At 34.8% G+C, this 15,296-nt stretch carries 21 protein-coding genes and 1 riboswitch; of the genes, 15 read left to right on the top strand and 6 right to left on the bottom strand.

Features of this window, described 5'->3' with window-relative positions; all coding sequences use genetic code 11:
• Positions 1-38 precede the first annotated feature (38 nt).
• Positions 39-179: riboswitch (SAM riboswitch) on the top strand.
• A gap of 88 nt (positions 180-267) precedes the next feature.
• The 3 genes from mtnK to BAQ49_RS21180 all read left to right on the top strand — a co-directional run bounded on the left by mtnK (position 268) and on the right by BAQ49_RS21180 (position 2,713).
• Complete coding sequence (gene mtnK / locus BAQ49_RS21190; RefSeq protein ID WP_071746927.1) at positions 268-1,449, top strand: S-methyl-5-thioribose kinase; 1,182 nt, start codon at positions 268-270, stop codon at positions 1,447-1,449.
• Positions 1,446-2,501, top strand: coding sequence for an S-methyl-5-thioribose-1-phosphate isomerase (gene mtnA / locus BAQ49_RS21185; protein ID WP_071746926.1), 1,056 nt, complete (start codon positions 1,446-1,448; stop codon positions 2,499-2,501). Before mtnK ends, mtnA begins: the two co-directional genes overlap by 4 nt.
• 74 nt (positions 2,502-2,575) lie before the next feature.
• Complete coding sequence (locus tag BAQ49_RS21180) at positions 2,576-2,713, top strand: YvrJ family protein (protein WP_000393342.1); 138 nt, start codon at positions 2,576-2,578, stop codon at positions 2,711-2,713.
• A gap of 108 nt (positions 2,714-2,821) precedes the next feature.
• On the opposite strand, the gene BAQ49_RS21175 is transcribed toward BAQ49_RS21180, so the two are convergent.
• On the bottom strand, positions 2,822-3,598 hold the full coding sequence (locus tag BAQ49_RS21175; protein WP_071746925.1) for a 3-hydroxybutyrate dehydrogenase: 777 nt from the start codon (positions 3,596-3,598) through the stop codon (positions 2,822-2,824).
• A gap of 196 nt (positions 3,599-3,794) precedes the next feature.
• On the opposite strand from BAQ49_RS21175, the gene BAQ49_RS21170 reads away from it, so the two are divergent.
• The 4 genes from BAQ49_RS21170 to BAQ49_RS21155 are packed head-to-tail and all read left to right on the top strand — an operon-like array spanning position 3,795 to position 6,019.
• Positions 3,795-4,127: a PadR family transcriptional regulator gene (locus BAQ49_RS21170; RefSeq protein ID WP_071746924.1), complete on the top strand. Its 333-nt coding sequence runs from the start codon at positions 3,795-3,797 to the stop codon at positions 4,125-4,127.
• Positions 4,127-4,894 (top strand): DUF1129 domain-containing protein, encoded by a 768-nt coding sequence (locus BAQ49_RS21165; RefSeq protein ID WP_071746923.1) that lies wholly within the window; start codon positions 4,127-4,129, stop codon positions 4,892-4,894. Before BAQ49_RS21170 ends, BAQ49_RS21165 begins: the two co-directional genes overlap by 1 nt.
• A gap of 13 nt (positions 4,895-4,907) precedes the next feature.
• On the top strand, positions 4,908-5,669 hold the full coding sequence (locus BAQ49_RS21160; protein WP_071746922.1) for a DUF1129 domain-containing protein: 762 nt from the start codon (positions 4,908-4,910) through the stop codon (positions 5,667-5,669).
• Positions 5,670-5,719: 50 nt separating this feature from the next.
• Positions 5,720-6,019: a DNA-binding protein gene (locus BAQ49_RS21155; RefSeq protein WP_071746921.1), complete on the top strand. Its 300-nt coding sequence runs from the start codon at positions 5,720-5,722 to the stop codon at positions 6,017-6,019.
• A gap of 15 nt (positions 6,020-6,034) precedes the next feature.
• On the opposite strand, the gene BAQ49_RS21150 is transcribed toward BAQ49_RS21155, so the two are convergent.
• Complete coding sequence (locus BAQ49_RS21150) at positions 6,035-6,652, bottom strand: ImmA/IrrE family metallo-endopeptidase (protein WP_071746920.1); 618 nt, start codon at positions 6,650-6,652, stop codon at positions 6,035-6,037.
• A 177-nt stretch (positions 6,653-6,829) separates the two neighbouring features.
• Between BAQ49_RS21150 and BAQ49_RS21145 the strand changes: the two genes are divergently transcribed.
• The 3 genes from BAQ49_RS21145 (at position 6,830) to BAQ49_RS21135 (ending at position 9,149) form a co-directional block, all read left to right on the top strand.
• Positions 6,830-7,123: a DUF3928 family protein gene (locus BAQ49_RS21145; RefSeq protein WP_071746919.1), complete on the top strand. Its 294-nt coding sequence runs from the start codon at positions 6,830-6,832 to the stop codon at positions 7,121-7,123.
• 261 nt (positions 7,124-7,384) lie between these two features.
• A complete protein-coding gene (locus BAQ49_RS21140; protein ID WP_071746918.1) occupies positions 7,385-7,834 on the top strand; it encodes an NUDIX hydrolase in 450 nt (149 codons plus the stop codon).
• Positions 7,835-7,973: 139 nt separating this feature from the next.
• A complete protein-coding gene (locus tag BAQ49_RS21135; protein WP_071746917.1) occupies positions 7,974-9,149 on the top strand; it encodes an acetyl-CoA C-acetyltransferase in 1,176 nt (391 codons plus the stop codon).
• A 28-nt stretch (positions 9,150-9,177) separates the two neighbouring features.
• Here BAQ49_RS21135 and BAQ49_RS21130 read toward each other — a convergent pair whose 3' ends face one another.
• Positions 9,178-9,930, bottom strand: coding sequence for an AAA family ATPase (locus BAQ49_RS21130; protein ID WP_071746916.1), 753 nt, complete (start codon positions 9,928-9,930; stop codon positions 9,178-9,180).
• A gap of 10 nt (positions 9,931-9,940) precedes the next feature.
• Positions 9,941-10,210, bottom strand: coding sequence for a hypothetical protein (locus BAQ49_RS21125; RefSeq protein WP_071747013.1), 270 nt, complete (start codon positions 10,208-10,210; stop codon positions 9,941-9,943).
• 147 nt (positions 10,211-10,357) lie between these two features.
• Between BAQ49_RS21125 and BAQ49_RS21120 the strand changes: the two genes are divergently transcribed.
• Positions 10,358-11,080 (top strand): DUF4184 family protein, encoded by a 723-nt coding sequence (locus tag BAQ49_RS21120; RefSeq protein ID WP_071746915.1) that lies wholly within the window; start codon positions 10,358-10,360, stop codon positions 11,078-11,080.
• A gap of 36 nt (positions 11,081-11,116) precedes the next feature.
• On the top strand, positions 11,117-11,875 hold the full coding sequence (locus tag BAQ49_RS21115) for a hypothetical protein (protein ID WP_071746914.1): 759 nt from the start codon (positions 11,117-11,119) through the stop codon (positions 11,873-11,875).
• A gap of 36 nt (positions 11,876-11,911) precedes the next feature.
• Here the strand turns inward: BAQ49_RS21115 and BAQ49_RS21110 are convergent, their stop codons facing one another.
• A complete protein-coding gene (locus BAQ49_RS21110; RefSeq protein WP_071746913.1) occupies positions 11,912-12,343 on the bottom strand; it encodes a DUF3997 domain-containing protein in 432 nt (143 codons plus the stop codon).
• A gap of 131 nt (positions 12,344-12,474) precedes the next feature.
• Between BAQ49_RS21110 and BAQ49_RS21105 the strand changes: the two genes are divergently transcribed.
• The 3 genes from BAQ49_RS21105 to BAQ49_RS21095 all read left to right on the top strand — a co-directional run bounded on the left by BAQ49_RS21105 (position 12,475) and on the right by BAQ49_RS21095 (position 13,879).
• A complete protein-coding gene (locus BAQ49_RS21105) occupies positions 12,475-12,930 on the top strand; it encodes an RDD family protein (RefSeq protein WP_071746912.1) in 456 nt (151 codons plus the stop codon).
• A gap of 278 nt (positions 12,931-13,208) precedes the next feature.
• Positions 13,209-13,304, top strand: coding sequence for a hypothetical protein (locus BAQ49_RS21100; protein ID WP_000145641.1), 96 nt, complete (start codon positions 13,209-13,211; stop codon positions 13,302-13,304).
• 65 nt (positions 13,305-13,369) lie between these two features.
• The gene (locus BAQ49_RS21095; protein WP_071746911.1) at positions 13,370-13,879 is read left to right on the top strand and encodes an SDR family NAD(P)-dependent oxidoreductase; all 510 of its coding nucleotides are present in this window, start codon (positions 13,370-13,372) and stop codon (positions 13,877-13,879) included.
• Positions 13,880-13,943: 64 nt separating this feature from the next.
• Here the strand turns inward: BAQ49_RS21095 and BAQ49_RS21090 are convergent, their stop codons facing one another.
• Positions 13,944-15,044 carry an ABC transporter ATP-binding protein gene (locus BAQ49_RS21090; protein WP_071746910.1) on the bottom strand — a complete coding sequence of 367 codons (1,101 nt, stop codon included), beginning with the start codon at positions 15,042-15,044 and terminating at the stop codon, positions 13,944-13,946.
• Positions 15,045-15,296 lie beyond the last annotated feature (252 nt).

Genomic DNA, 15,296 nt, shown 5'->3' with positions numbered 1-15,296 from the left:
TCTTCAACATAAAGTTAAAAATTCAAAAAATTATATAACTCTTATCAAGAGCAGGTGGAGGGATTTGGCCCGATGAAGCCCAGCAACCGACCGTAATACCATTGTGAAATGGGGCGTTTATGACGCCAAAAGGCACGGTGCTAATTCCAGCAGAAAGTTTACTTTCTGGCAGATAAGAGGGGAGAAGATAAACTTCAAACCTCTTTCTTTGTGGAAAGAGGTTTTTCTGTGCTAGAAAAACCTCTGAATTAAAAGGGGGAGAAGACGATGGGATATTATTCATTAACTGAAACAACAGCTATACAATATGCGAAAGAACACGGTTATTTTGAAAAGAAAGCAAATGTAGTTTGTCATGAAATTGGAGATGGAAATTTAAATTACGTGTTCAAATTAGATGATGGAGAGAAGTCTATTATAATAAAACAAGCACTGCCATATGCGAAAGTAGTTGGTGAGAGCTGGCCATTGTCTATAAAAAGAGCGACGATTGAAAGTAAAGCATTACAAATTTTCGCGAAGTATGTACCGGAATATGTGCCGGTAGTATACAGTCATGATGAAGAGTTAGCAATAACAGTCATAGAAGACTTATCAAGGCTAACAATTACAAGAAAAGGATTAATAGATGGAGAAGGATATCCACTTTTATCCCAACATATTGGTCGTTTTCTAGCACATGTGTTGTTTTATACTTCAGATTTCGGTTTACAGTCAGAAGAGAAAAGGGTACTAGAAGGTACATTTGTAAACCCAGACCTTAGCAAAATTACAGAAGATTTAGTGTTTACAGATCCGTTTAGTCATTATGATACAAATGATTATGAACCAGAGTTACAACTAGTGGTTGATGAACTGTGGAGTGATAAAACTTTAAAATTAAAAGTAGCACAGTATAAGTATAAGTTTTTGACGAGAAAAGAGGCTCTCATACACGGAGATTTACATACTGGTAGTATATTTTCATCACCTTCTGAAACGAAAGTAATTGATCCAGAGTTTGCAACGTACGGTCCATTTGGATTTGATATCGGTCAATTTGTTGCAAATTTATTATTAAATGCTTTATCAAGAGAAGAAGAGCAGAGAAATATACTATTTTTCCATATAGAGAAGACATGGAGTTATTTTGTAGAAGCTTTTACGAGGTTATGGATTGGAGAAGGGGTAGAAGCATATACGAAAGAAAAACAATGGTTACCAATTATTTTGCAAAATATCTTTACTGATGCCGTCGGGTTTGCCGGATGTGAACTGATTCGTAGAACAATTGGCTTAGCTCATGTAGCTGATTTAGATGAAATAGCAAATAAAGAAAAAAGAATTCAAGCTAAGAAGCAAGCTCTATACTTAGGAAAAGAACTAATAAAATATGAATCTAAGAGTGCTGATATTCAACTCTTCCGAACACTATTTCAACAGACAGTTTCTGGAGGGGTAAAAGCATGAGTACAATTGTTACTGTTCCGAGATCTGTAAGTTGGAAAGGCGATGCCATTGCGGTATTAAACCAAACAAAACTACCGCATATTACTGAGTTTAAAACATTAACGACTATTGAAGAGGTATGGAAAAGCATTGTTATGTTAGAAGTACGCGGGGCACCTGCAATTGGAATTGTAGCTGCGTTTGGTTTGGCGCTTGCGGCAAAGAAATACGATGCTATAAATATCGATGAGTTTCAAAAGAAGTTTAATAGAGATTGTAACTATTTAGGAACATCACGCCCGACAGCAGTCAATTTATTTTGGGCAATCGATCGTATGAGAGAATCTATTCGAGAGATTACTACAATAAAAGAAGCTCAAAAAATATTAGAAGAAGAAGCGCTTCGCATTCAGCAAGAGGATGAAATAGTGTGCCGAAATATTGGAGAACATGGTTTAACGTGTTTTAAAGACGGTGATAAAATTTTAACAATTTGTAATGCAGGGAGTATCGCGACTGCTAGATATGGTACTGCATTAGCACCGTTTTATATTGGGAAAGAGAAAGGTGTACATTTACATGCGTATGCATGTGAAACAAGACCAGTTTTACAGGGGGGACGTTTAACGACTTGGGAGTTGAAACAAGCGGAAATTGATGTAACGCTTATTACAGATAATACGGCAGCTCATGCAATTCGTACGAAAGAAATTGATGCGATTATCGTAGGAGCAGATCGAATCGTTGAAAATGGTGATACTGCGAATAAAATAGGAACATTGAATTTAGCTATATTAGCAAAGTATTTCGGTATCCCATTTTACGTTGCAGCGCCGTTATCTACATTTGATATTACGAAACAAACAGGCGCTGAAATTGTTATTGAAGAAAGAGATGAAACAGAAGTTACGAAAATTTTTGGGAAACAAGTAGCACCACTTGGAACGCCTGTATTTAACCCTGCATTTGACGTAACACCGCATGAATTAATTACAGGGATTATTACTGAGAAAGGTATTTTACATGGAGATTATAAGCGAGAAATTACATCATTATTTGAAAAAACAAGCTAATCACAAATAGCTTGTTTTTTTATGCCTAAGAATCTCTTGTTCTCTTATTTATGTAATGAAGGGAGGAGAGAAAGATGGAAGAGTGGATTAGGATGATAGGTAATGTGGGGTTTCCAATTGTTGTAACGCTATATTTACTACATCGCATTGAAAGTAAATTAGACGGAGTGATTGTTGCAATTGAGAAACTCCCTAAACAATTACTAAAGTAGAAAGATCCTCGCGATAGAAAGTAAAATAAAGTTTGCTCGCGAAGAGCAAACTTTATTTTTTATCCCGCTATTTGTGGGCAGTAAGACCCCACTGATTAAAGTTTCACTTTATTGAGCAGTATATCCACCATCGATAATAACAGCTTGACCAGTTATGCCTTTTGCTTTTTCGCTTGCTAAAAACATAGCGTAATCCGCAATTTCTTGTACTTGCAACAAGCGCTTTTGCGGTACGAGAGGATAAATAACATCTTCTAAAACATTTTCAAGTGGTACATTTCGCGTAGTTGCTAAGTCTTGTAGTTGATTTCGTACAAGAGGGGTATCAACATATCCAGGGCAAAGAGCATTTACAGTAATTCCATGAGTTGCTCCCTCTAAAGCAGCCACTTTTGTTAATCCGATTACACCATGTTTCGCACTATTATAAGCAGCTTTTCCAGCAAATCCGACAAGGCCGTTAATAGAAGCGACATTAATAATCCGACCATATTTTTGTTTTTTCATAATCGGAAAGGCATGCTTAATTGCGATGAAAGGAGCGATTTGCATAATTTTGATTAACAGCTCGAACTTTTCAGTTGGAAAATCTTCAATCGGTGAAACATGTTGCATTCCTGCGTTGTTAATTAATATGTCTAATGAGCCGAAGTGAGTAACTGTTTGAGAAATTGCTGCTACAATTTCTTCTTCAACTGTAACGTCACATTTTAAACCGATAGCTTGATAGCCTTCTTTTTGCAATTGTTCAGCAGCTTCTTTTGCACGATCTTCAAGGCGATCACTAATGACAACTTTAGCACCCTCTTTGGCGAAAGCACGTCCCATTTCATAACCAATACCGCTCGCAGCACCTGTTAAAAAGACAACTCGATTTGTAACCATGATGAAAAACACTCCTTCATAATAAAAGTTCTCTTATTGCTCTATTTAGAGAGTGGATAATAAAAATCCTGCAAAAATTTGGAAAAATATTGCCAGCTATCTTGTTTTGCAAAATAGTCTTTGCTATACTATTTTGTAAAGCAAGATACTTACGCTTATCTATCTTGTAAAACAAGATAGCGAGAGGATTTGAATTATGTCGACAAGTCAAATGCTGAAGGGGATTTTAGAAGGGTGCTTACTTGCTATTATTTCTGAAGGTGAAATATACGGTTATGAAATGAGTGAAAAGCTAGCGAAGTATGGTTTTACAATGGCGAGTGAGGGGAGTATTTATCCTTTATTAATACGAATGCAAAAAGAAGGGTTAATAACAAGCGTAATGAAGGAGTCACCATCTGGTCCAAAGAGAAAATATTATACATTAACAGAAAAAGGCGAGGAAGCACTGGATGAATTTATGGATCGCTGGGAAGCGATGCAAAGTAGCGTAGAACGTTTGCTTGAAGGGAAGGTGAGAAAAAAATAATGCTATCAAGTGAAGCACGAAATTTTTTGTTAGATATGAGATTGTTTTTGACTGCAAAGAGTGTGAAAGAAAGTGATATTGAAAGCTTTTTAGAAGATGCAGAGTTGCATTTAATAGAAGGTGAGAGTGATGGGAAAAGTGTAGAAGAAATTTTCGGAAGCTCACCGAAAGAATACGCCAATGAACTTGTAAAAGTGATGGAAAGAGATAGGCAGGAAACGTGGAAGCAAATTGGTTTTACGGTAATGAATATCGTAGCATTTTGGATTATTGCTTCTATTGTAATAGTGAATAATGGAGTTTTACAGATTTCACTTATTCAGTGCATTGGCTATAGTTTTACATTGATTTTAGCTGTAATGGGTCCTAATTTTCTACTTCGTAAAATGACCTTTGTAACAAGCTTTACAAAAACATGGTTTTCAATGTGGTTTTTAGTCATGATAGCGCCAATGTTTTTATTAGGAGCGTTTACGATATTGGATGTGTTATACCCTACAAAGATGGTTACATTCACTCAAGTGCAAAGTTATATATTAGGTGGTGGGATTTTTATTATCACAGTAGCGATAAATATATATTTTGAAGGATGGTTTAAAAACTTATATTTAATCATTCCGCTTTCTATTATGTTAGTGTTTCAAACATTTACATCGGAAGATCTCGTGCCAATGTTATTTCAAATTATATGTTTATATGGAAGTTTGTTTATTTTAATTTTCCTTGAAATTATGATGAAGACGAATAGAAGAGAAACGGTTAAATAAGGGAGAGGTTATCATGCAAATTTCTAAAGAAGGAGAAAAGTTTTTAATCGATACGAAAGTGTATTTAATAACAAAAGGAATTAAAGAAGAAGATGTGGATGCTTTTCTAGAAGATGCAGAACTTCATTTAATAGAAGGGGAGCAAGAGGGAAAGACGGTAAGGGATATATTCGGTGATTCACCAAAAGAATATGCGGAAGAATTGGCGAAAGAGATGGAGAGGGATAAAAGTGGGAGTATAAAGAGTATTTTAGGGATGATTATTGGTATTGGTGGATATTGGCTACTAACTAATATATTATTTGAAAATCCTAATCATGAATTTACATTAACAAATGTGCAGTTGATTGGATATCCAATTGTATTAATGGTTACTGTTGGAGGAATTATATTTGCTTTTAAAATGTCATCATTTAAGAGCAAAATAAAAGAATTTAGCATTATTTATGTAGCATCTTTGCTACCGATTTTATTACTAGTATTATTAATGTTTATGAATAAAAGGTACGGGACACCTGTATTACAATTAACTACTATGCAAAGTTATATATTAGCTGGAACTATCTTAATTGTGCTGTTAATTGCTGAAGCATATATACTTGGATGGATTGGCATATTAGCTGTTATCGTGCCGTTATTAATTATGTTTGTATTTAAGGAATTAGGGAAGCAAAACCCATATTTGGGAATGTTAGAGCCTATACTTTTGTACGGAAGTTTATATGTATTAATGAAATGGTCTTTGAAAAATGAGGAGAAAAAAACTGTAAGCTAGCTTTATATTAATAGCGAGCGAACTGAATTTTTTATTAAGGGGGAACAAATATGCAAAGTATATTTCTAGGTATATTGTCTATTATATTTTTAGGTTTAACGATTTTTGGGCTATATACTACCTTTTCAAAAAAGGTACATGATGACTATTTCGATACTTTATTAGATGACACATCGGGTTATGTTTTGTTCTTCGGTTTAATAGGAAAAGGGCTGCTCTGGATATGCAAAAAATTATTTCCAAAGAAATATTATATAGGGATTTTTAGAGGTATTACGTTTATGTTTAGTTGCCTATTTGTATTTCTAGCAGCCGGGATTTGGTTTGTGGATTGGAATCAGTTGTTTTAAACAGTAACAGGACAGTTACTGTTTTTTTCTTTGCAATAAAGAGCTTTGTAAAGAGAGCTCTTTTTGTTCGTTTGTTAATAAGGAATGAATATGGACGTTTTCAGGACGAGGTACGATAGGGTACATAAGATTTGATGGAGAAGGGTGGTGTTCCGAGCCAGTTGGAGAATGAGGATCTGCGTGCGTAAGTTTTCCGTGAATCCGTCTTGTGAATAAAATATGGCCAATTTCGTGAGCGAGGGTGTATATATTTTTCATTGGAGCAGCTGAATTTGTTAAAACGATGTAACCAGTAAGTTGTTGTTGTTTTGCTAAAGAATAAGCGCAGGCAATTACTGCTGTTTCTTTGAAATAATCACTGCCAATATAACAAATATAAAGATCACATTCTGGAGCTTCATTTACACACGTTTGGAAAAAGGATGCTAATTTTTCCTGACTTTGAATGGAACTTTTATAACTAATCTCACGGTCAGAAAAACGGAAAAGCTCATTTAACACAATTACTTCTTGAATTTGAAATGTAATGGGATGCCAAATTGATTCTGCAACTGCTAAATCTTTTGCGATGCGGTCGTCAGAAACATTAGCGCCTGGAGTAATGCAAATACATATATTGACGTATGGATCCATAAGGGACACCTCAAATGAAAAAATTCTTCCTATAATATATGTGGGGAAAAGATGCTATGTATGGATAAACGCCTTGCTTATTACATGAAAATATAGACTACAAGTCGAAAAAATTTCATAGTTCTATAACGTAGTGTGGTCATCTTTTTGTTATAGTAAAGGAAAGGGGGAGAATATATGTATACATTAAAAATCGTTTCAGACAGAGAAGCACTTTATCAATTTGCGAGTTACGTAAGAGTTGTGCAAGGGGTTGAAGATGTATATGTAGAGGTGGGAGAACCTTTATATGAACATCCATTAATGAAATTTTATGTACATATTACAATTGAAGAAATATATGATCAGCATAAAGCGTTACAGGAAATAGCTAGATTAGTAGAATTAGGGCGTTTTACATATGTCCATTATAGCAATGAGGAAATTGAAGAAGCTTTTGAAGCTGTAAAGTATGAAAGCTTTAAGAAATAAAGTGAAACTTTAATCAGTGGGGTGGTTCTTCATCCCTCACTGATTATCAGCCCTCACCAATCGGGCTTTTACGGGCAGTTCATTCCCCACCTAACTTCTTTATTTTCACTGAATTTTGAGGTAGGGGTCTTACCGCCCGCAAATAGCAAGGTAACGGTAAAAAAAGGAAGCGAAAGCTTCCTTTTTTGTTGAAAATTACATCAACAAAAGGAAGAGAATTTTGTTATGATAAGGAAGGGTGAGGAAAGGAGAGTTTACATATTGGGGTATATTGAAGAGTTACGCAAAGTAGTTGGTACGAGACCACTTATTTTAGTAGGGTCAGCAATTATTATATTAAATGATAATCAAGAAGTATTGCTTCAATATCGTTCAGATACATATGATTGGGGTGTGCCTGGCGGGGCAATGGAATTAGGAGAAACGACGGAAGAAACTGCTCGTAGAGAATTATTCGAGGAGACGGGGCTAAGTGCAAAAATAATGCAATTTCTGGGTGTTCTTTCGGGAAAAGAAGTTTATTTCCGTTATCCAAATGGAGATGAAGTTTTTAATGTAATTCATCTGTATCAGGCACATTATGTGAGTGGAGACATGAGGTTGGATCATGAAGGGTTACAACTTCAATATTTTCCGGTAGATAAGTTACCGAAATTGAATGAAACGACAGAGAAGATATTGCAAAAATTCTTATATGCATTAACAGAATAGAAGGTTAATTCCTTCTATTTTTATTATATTAAATATTTTGATTTTTTAGTATGTTTATAGTATGATAATTGTAGACATACATCTTATGGAATTCCATCTAAAAACTTACTAGGGTACATAAGAGAGGGGCAAGTACAAAATGCATAATGTTGTCATTACAGCTGCAGTTCGTTCACCAATTGGAACTTTCGGAGGAGCACTAAAAAATATCACACCAGTAGAATTAGCTGTTCCTGTACTTCAGGAAGCTGTAAAAAGAGGCGGAGTAGAGCCACATGAAGTTGATGAAGTGATTTTAGGTCATTGTATTCAAAGAACTGATGAAGCAAATACGGCAAGAACAGCTGCATTAGCGGCAGGGTTTCCTGACACAGTTACTGGTTATACAATTCAACGTCAATGTTCTTCAGGTATGCAAGCAATTATGTCTGCTGCAATGCAAATTCAATTAGGTGTAAGTGATATTGTTGTTGCAGGTGGAGTAGAAGCAATGAGTTCAAGCCCTTATGCATTAAAACAACACCGCTGGGGACAACGTCTACAACATGGAGAAATCCGTGATACAGTGTGGGAAATATTAGAAGATCCATTGCATCATATTATGATGGGTGAAACAGCGGAAAATTTAGTTGACCAATATGAAATTACGAGAGAGGAACAAGATGAAGTTGCACTTCGCAGTCACACATTGGCACTGCAAGCAATCGAGTCTGGATACTTTGACGATCAAATTGTTCCTATTACGATAAAAGAACGTAGAAAAGAAGTTGTATTTTCGAAGGATGAACATCCACGTGCAGATATTACAGCGGAAAAATTAGCAGGATTAAAACCAGCTTTCCGTAAAGATGGATCGGTAACGGCAGGAAATGCGTCTGGTCTTAATGACGGAAGTGCGGTTTTAGTATTAATGAGTGAGGAAAAAGCGAAAGAAAAAGGGTTACAACCGTTAGCTCGCATTGTTGGATATTCAGTAGCGGGTGTAGATCCAAAAATTATGGGTATTGGACCAGCACCAGCAATTCGCAAAGGGTTAGAAAAAGTAGATTGGTCATTAGAAGATGCAGATTTACTTGAAATTAATGAAGCTTTCGCTGCACAATACTTAGCTGTAGAGAAAGAGTTAGGATTAGATCGTGAGAAAGTGAATGTAAACGGTAGTGGTGTAGGACTTGGACATCCAATCGGTTGTACAGGAGCTCGTATTACTGTAAGTTTAATTCACGAATTAAAAAGACGCGGATTAGAGAAAGGTATTGCCTCTCTATGTGTTGGAGGCGGCATTGGAGTAGCTTTATTTATAGAAGCATTATAAAAAAGAGGCAGCGATTGCTGCCTCTTTTTTATGACTTAAATAAATGATGAAATAATCGATCGCGATTTTCAAAGAAAAGCTTCGTCGTTTGGTAATGTTCCGTTTCTTCTAAAGTTGATTCATGAATTCCCTCTTGGGTTAAAGAATATATAGTACATTCTGGATAAGCCATTAAAATGGGAGAATGCGTTGCGATGACAAACTGTGAACCTTGCTTAGCTAATTCATGCATTCGAATGAGCATTGAAAGTTGTCTCATCGGAGATAAAGCTGCCTCAGGCTCATCTAAAATGTATAAACCTTGTCCTGAAAAGCGATTCATAAATAATGAGAAGAATGATTCACCATGTGATTGTTTGTGTAGTGAGATACCACCGTATGAGTCAATAACTGGATTTCCGCGTGCCTCTGAATCAGCATCCATTTCATCAATATAAGAAGCGACGTTATAAAATGACTCAGCGCGAAGAAAGAAGCCGTCGTTTGGTGTATTGAAACTTTTGGAAATTCGAAGATATTCATGTAAAGACGAATGTGAATCGTTTGTGCTAAAGCGGAAATTTTTTGTTCCACCTTCTGCATTAAAACCTAAAGCAACTGCAATTGCTTCGAGTAATGTTGATTTACCCGTTCCGTTTTCTCCAATAATGAATGTTACATTTGGGTGGAAATCTAGTGATTGTAATGTTTGAATAGCGGGTAAGCAGTAAGGATATGCGGAAAAACTAGGAATACTTTCTTTTTTTAATGTGACATTTTTTAAAAAAGGTACGTCAATCAATATATAAACCTCAATTCATAACGGATTTTGATTCTAAAAAGGCAGCGAATACAAGTGTAAGACAACTTGCGGCTAGAATTGTATACTGAAGTGCGCTAAAACCGAGACCTTCCCAGCCGAAAGTCATCCTCTTCCATATAAAAATGAAAAGAACGCTCATAAAGCCAACGAGAGCGGGCGTGTATTTTATAATCCTTAAATGCTTCCATAGAAAAAATCCAATGTATGTACTTAAAAACAAGGTAAACAGAACAAGAAAAAAGACAAGTGTTAATGACACGGGAACTCCTCCTTATTTTCTGAATATTTCATGTGGATTATATCATTTAAACTATCATATTCCAATGTGAAAATAAATATTGCATGGAGATTATTCATGTCGTTATGATAGTATGTATTCTATTAAAATTATGAAAAGGAGTTAAACATGCCGTTTACATTTGCACATCCAGCAGCTGTTCTCCCTTTTGTTAAGAAAAAAGGTTACATTTCAGTAACGGCTCTTATATTAGGTAGTATGGCACCTGATTTTGAATATTTTTTACATTTTAGGCCATACGGTATTATTGGCCATACATGGGCTGGTTTCTTATATTTGAATTTACCACTCGTTTTTTTATTAGCGTATGCATATCATTGTATTTTAAAAGGACCATTTATAACACATTTACCTAAGCCTTTTGCTAGTTACTATAAATATGTAGTAGATGAGAAGTGGGCGCTTTATAATTGGAAGGATTTTTTTGTATTTTGCTATTCCGCATTGTTTGGCATGGTGACGCATGTCGTTTGGGATGCGTTTACTCATAAGACCGGCTATTTTGTTATGAAAATGCCGCTGTTACAGCAAGAAGTATATAGTATTCCGATTTATAAGTTTTTACAGCATGGGAGTACATGTTTCGGTCTACTATTACTAATATATGTACTATGGAAATATAGAAGGATGGATAGAGATACTAGTTTAACTTCGGAAAAAAGGAAGTACTGGTCTTTATCTATTGGTTTGGCAGCCATTATATTTATCGTTCATGCGTTCATAGATCCCTATTTTCATATTTTCCAAATAGGGGGTATAATAGTATCTGGACTGACAAGTTCGTTTTGTGGACTTCTCATTGTTTCTATAGTTTACAAAGCAAGGGACTAATTTATATTAATGAATGATAGTGTTAGGAGAAATTAAATGATGAAAGCATGGAAAAATATTTTTGTATTATGTAGTTTTCTTCTTATGTTAAGTGGTTGCTTCCATCAAGAAGAAAAGAAGGCAGAACCTAAAAAGAAAGAATCTATTCCAGAAACAAAAGAGTATGGTGGGCGTGAGCTTAAAAAAGTAGGACAAAAAGTGAAAGAAAAAGGATGGGGGACATTTGAATTAGAACAGATTCATTCTGTGAATCAAACATTTGAAGTAGCCCCAATGAAAATTCATGTACAAGACGTTAAAGTTATCTCATTATCACAAATGAGCAAAGATGCAAAAAATACATTGAAAGTGTATACGGCATTAACTCCTGAAGAAGTAAAGCGTAGATTGGGAGATAAAGTGAGTCAAGAAGATGCTGAATTATATGCATCGTTAAGTGGAACAGAGATTAGCGACACGATTCGGTATGTTGAAATTACATATAAGGTAGAAAATAGTGGAAATAAGAACATGCAATTCTTCTCTATGAATGATGTTATTATTAATGATAAACAACATTTTAATGTAGCGACTCAAAACTTTTTATATGAAGAAGACACACTGGTGGGGACAAAGAGTGTATCAAGGGAAGATTATAAGCCTGGTGAGACACGAGCCGGAATTATCGGTTTAATACTTGATGATGGAAAAGAGAAGGTAAAGGATATTAAGTTTACAACAGATGATTTAGCGGCAGGAGATACTCATGAAACTGTTCAAGAGCCACAAACTTTCAATATCTCAATTTCCAAGTAAGGTGTGTATTTAAACGAAAACAGTCAGCATAAAAATTTATGCTGACTGTTTTTTTAGCTCTTTCACATATGAATCTACACTTTGAAAAGGTACTGTAATTTTAAATGCATCTTTTTGTTCGTTAAATTGTTTTTCATTATAAGGACCGAATCGTTTATTATGCTTTACATCGATAATCCAATAATGTTCACTTTTTTTATTTGTAATTGCTGCATCGGGATTATTTGGATCTGATTTTTCCTCAATTTGTTTTGCGATAATGTATTTATCGTCCCAAGCAATTTCTGTGATTTTAGCAGGGATGTATTGTGTAGCATATACAGCATCTTGCGAGGGGAAAAGTTCAAATGCATCTCCAGAAGTATGTATGAGTTCATATTCGTCGTTAATTGTATAGGTTAAATGGTTTGTATTGCCTGTACAACCTGTTAATAAGAGTGCGGCAAATAGGATTATCCATCTTTTCAATATGGGAACCTCCTTTATAGTGCTGTTGTAACACATTGTACAAGAAAAGTAAGAGAAACGCTAGTTTACAATGTTTTTTAGAAGTGGTACGATGAAACGGGTAAAGAAGGATATGAAGGAGTCGACATAGAATGAAGTTAAAGATGCATCGTCCAGCGCTTGTAATGAATCGCATAGGTGCTTCCCTTATTGACATGTTTTTAATCTCGGTTATGTACGGTGCGATAGTAGCTGTTACCACCGGAAACTATAGTGCTATTTTCAATCGTTTTAATATAAGTTTTGGTGACTATAGATATGACCTTACGGTAGCTTTCATGCTAATGGCTATATATTTTATTTTGTTACCCTTTATTTGGAACGGTTCTACAGTAGGTAAAAAGGTAACAAGAACAAAAGTAATTTCATTAACAAGTGAAAAACTAACGTTACAAACATTAATAATACGATTTTTTGTATTGTTATTACCAAACATATTGTTACTTGGAATCCCATTAATATGTAACGTATATATGATGTTATTCCGCAAAGATAATTGTGGTTTCCATGATTTAATTGCAAAGACGAAAGTGATGAGTCTGGTATAAGGGATATTTAGATTATACGTTATAATAGTGAAATAAGACTTTTTATTGTTTGCATATAAAAAGTCTTATTTTTTTTAGAAATTTGATAAATGTAATTGATATAATGGAATTTATATGGGCTGGATATCTACTATATAGTACTCTCCATCTTACTGAAGGATGTTTAAAGAAGCGGTGGCTAATTCAAACATCCTATTTTCCGTTTGAATAGATTGAAAATTAAGTTAATGTTATAATGAATATAAATAATATTGTTATATAACAAAGGGGGATTTGGAATGACCGGAGGTAGCTTAATATTTTGGGGGATTCTTATTTTTATCGGTTTAACCTTTGATCAATATAATAGTAAGAAAAAAGAAACAAAAAAGTAATCGCTTACAAGTTGTGAGGTTAACTTTTCCTGCTTGCGGACTAATCTAATAAAGGAGTATACTGAATGACGGTAAGACATATAGAAGGGGTAATGAAAATGAAGCTTGCAGGAAAGGTTGCCATTGTAACTGGCGGTGGCATCGGTATTGGACGTAGTACAGCTCTTTTGTTGGCTAAGCAAGGCGCAAAAGTAATTGTGACGGACATTGATCAAGAAAGTGGACAAGCAACAGTGGAAGAAATTACGAATCTAGGCGGAGAGGCACTTTTTGTATCCTATGATATGGGAAAACAAGGAGATTGGCAACGTGTTATCAGTTTTACTATGGAGGCATACAGTCGTGTTGATATGCTTTTTCAAAATGCTGGTCTATATAAAATAGATTCTATTTTTTCTCGCCAACAAGAGAACGATTCCAATGTACTTTGTATTAATGACGTTTGGATAGAGATAAAACAATTAACGTCATCTTTTATGAAACAGCAAGAAGAAGTGGTGCTTAGTGATTTACCTGTTTTTGGTATTATTAGCACGAGAGGACAATCATTTCATACAATAGAAGCCCTAGCATAATAATGGAAAACCGCCCTCAATATATGTGGACGGTTTTTTTGTATGTTATATAAAAGATAATTTTTTAGCGAATACGTTGTTCTGTTTGACTGTCAAAGAAATGCGCTTTATTTAAATCAAATGCAAGTTTAATTTGATCTCCAGGTGAAAAAGTATGTCTTGCATCAACACGTGCTGCAAAATCTTGATTTCCAAGTTTCATATATATAATAGATTCAGCCCCTAACAACTCTGCAACTTCAATTTTTGTTGTGAAAGTAGTAGATTGTGAAGCTTCTAAAAATAATAGTTCATCATGAATATCTTCTGGACGAATACCTAAAACAATTTCTTTATTTACATAGCCTTGTTCACGTAATAACTTCATTTTTCCTTCAGATACTTTAATCTTTAGTGAACTGTCTATAACGAAATCGGTTTCAGTTAATTTTCCGCGGAAGAAATTCATTGCGGGTGAACCGATAAAACCACCAACGAAAATATTTTCAGGTGTTTCATATACTTCTTTTGGAGTTCCGATTTGTTGGATCTTTCCATCCTTCATAACAACAAGACGTGAAGCCATTGTCATTGCTTCAGTTTGATCATGTGTTACATAAATTGTCGTTGTGCCAAGGCGGTGGTGTAATTTAGAAATTTCGGATCTCATTGCAACACGTAGTTTTGCATCTAAGTTTGACAATGGTTCATCCATTAAGAAAACTTTTGCGTCTCGAACAATTGCTCTGCCTAATGCAACACGTTGTCGTTGTCCACCTGATAACGCTTTTGGTTTTCTAGTTAAATATTGTTCAAGCCCTAAAATTTTTGCTGCGTCGTTCACGCGACGATCAATTTCATCTTTCGGTATTTTTCGAAGTTTTAATCCGAATGCCATATTATCATACACACTCATATGCGGATAAAGAGCATAGTTCTGGAAGACCATTGCGATATCTCGATCTTTTGGAGGAACATCGTTCATTAGCTTACCATCAATTGAAAATTCTCCCTTTGAAATATCTTCAAGGCCAGCTACCATTCGTAATGTGGTAGATTTTCCGCATCCAGAAGGACCGACGAATACGATAAATTCTTTATCTTGAATGTGTAAGTTAAAATCTGTTACGGCTGTTACGTTATTATCATATATTTTATAAATATTTTCTAATTTAAGCTCTGCCATGATATTTCCCCCTAGAAATTTATGCAAACGTTTTCTTTGAGTTCATTATAAACGAATAGATTCAAAAAAGAAATAAAAACACTAGAAAAAAATAAAACGTTTTCATTTCCGCAAGAAAATATAGTAAGTTTCGCTTGTTTTCTTAGAAAAAGAGGAATAAATAGTGTAAGCGCTATTTTAAATTAAGATAGAATCTGTTATCATTCATTAATGAAAACGTTTGCGCCTTAAAAGAAGAAAAAATTATAGTAT

This window comes from Bacillus proteolyticus (assembly GCF_001884065.1).
GTDB lineage: Bacteria > Bacillota > Bacilli > Bacillales > Bacillaceae_G > Bacillus_A > Bacillus_A proteolyticus.
This window is presented reverse-complemented; position numbering and strand designations above follow the sequence as displayed.

Coding starts and splice junctions, on each gene's coding strand:
- mtnK (WP_071746927.1), top strand. CDS start 268: ATGGGATATTATTCATTAACTGAAACAACAGCTATACAATATGCGAAA.
- mtnA (WP_071746926.1), top strand. CDS start 1,446: ATGAGTACAATTGTTACTGTTCCGAGATCTGTAAGTTGGAAAGGCGAT.
- BAQ49_RS21180 (WP_000393342.1), top strand. CDS start 2,576: ATGGAAGAGTGGATTAGGATGATAGGTAATGTGGGGTTTCCAATTGTT.
- BAQ49_RS21175 (WP_071746925.1), bottom strand. CDS start 3,598: ATGGTTACAAATCGAGTTGTCTTTTTAACAGGTGCTGCGAGCGGTATT.
- BAQ49_RS21170 (WP_071746924.1), top strand. CDS start 3,795: ATGTCGACAAGTCAAATGCTGAAGGGGATTTTAGAAGGGTGCTTACTT.
- BAQ49_RS21165 (WP_071746923.1), top strand. CDS start 4,127: ATGCTATCAAGTGAAGCACGAAATTTTTTGTTAGATATGAGATTGTTT.
- BAQ49_RS21160 (WP_071746922.1), top strand. CDS start 4,908: ATGCAAATTTCTAAAGAAGGAGAAAAGTTTTTAATCGATACGAAAGTG.
- BAQ49_RS21155 (WP_071746921.1), top strand. CDS start 5,720: ATGCAAAGTATATTTCTAGGTATATTGTCTATTATATTTTTAGGTTTA.
- BAQ49_RS21150 (WP_071746920.1), bottom strand. CDS start 6,652: ATGGATCCATACGTCAATATATGTATTTGCATTACTCCAGGCGCTAAT.
- BAQ49_RS21145 (WP_071746919.1), top strand. CDS start 6,830: ATGTATACATTAAAAATCGTTTCAGACAGAGAAGCACTTTATCAATTT.
- BAQ49_RS21135 (WP_071746917.1), top strand. CDS start 7,974: ATGCATAATGTTGTCATTACAGCTGCAGTTCGTTCACCAATTGGAACT.
- BAQ49_RS21120 (WP_071746915.1), top strand. CDS start 10,358: ATGCCGTTTACATTTGCACATCCAGCAGCTGTTCTCCCTTTTGTTAAG.
- BAQ49_RS21115 (WP_071746914.1), top strand. CDS start 11,117: ATGATGAAAGCATGGAAAAATATTTTTGTATTATGTAGTTTTCTTCTT.
- BAQ49_RS21105 (WP_071746912.1), top strand. CDS start 12,475: ATGAAGTTAAAGATGCATCGTCCAGCGCTTGTAATGAATCGCATAGGT.
- BAQ49_RS21100 (WP_000145641.1), top strand. CDS start 13,209: ATGACCGGAGGTAGCTTAATATTTTGGGGGATTCTTATTTTTATCGGT.
- BAQ49_RS21095 (WP_071746911.1), top strand. CDS start 13,370: ATGACGGTAAGACATATAGAAGGGGTAATGAAAATGAAGCTTGCAGGA.
- BAQ49_RS21090 (WP_071746910.1), bottom strand. CDS start 15,044: ATGGCAGAGCTTAAATTAGAAAATATTTATAAAATATATGATAATAAC.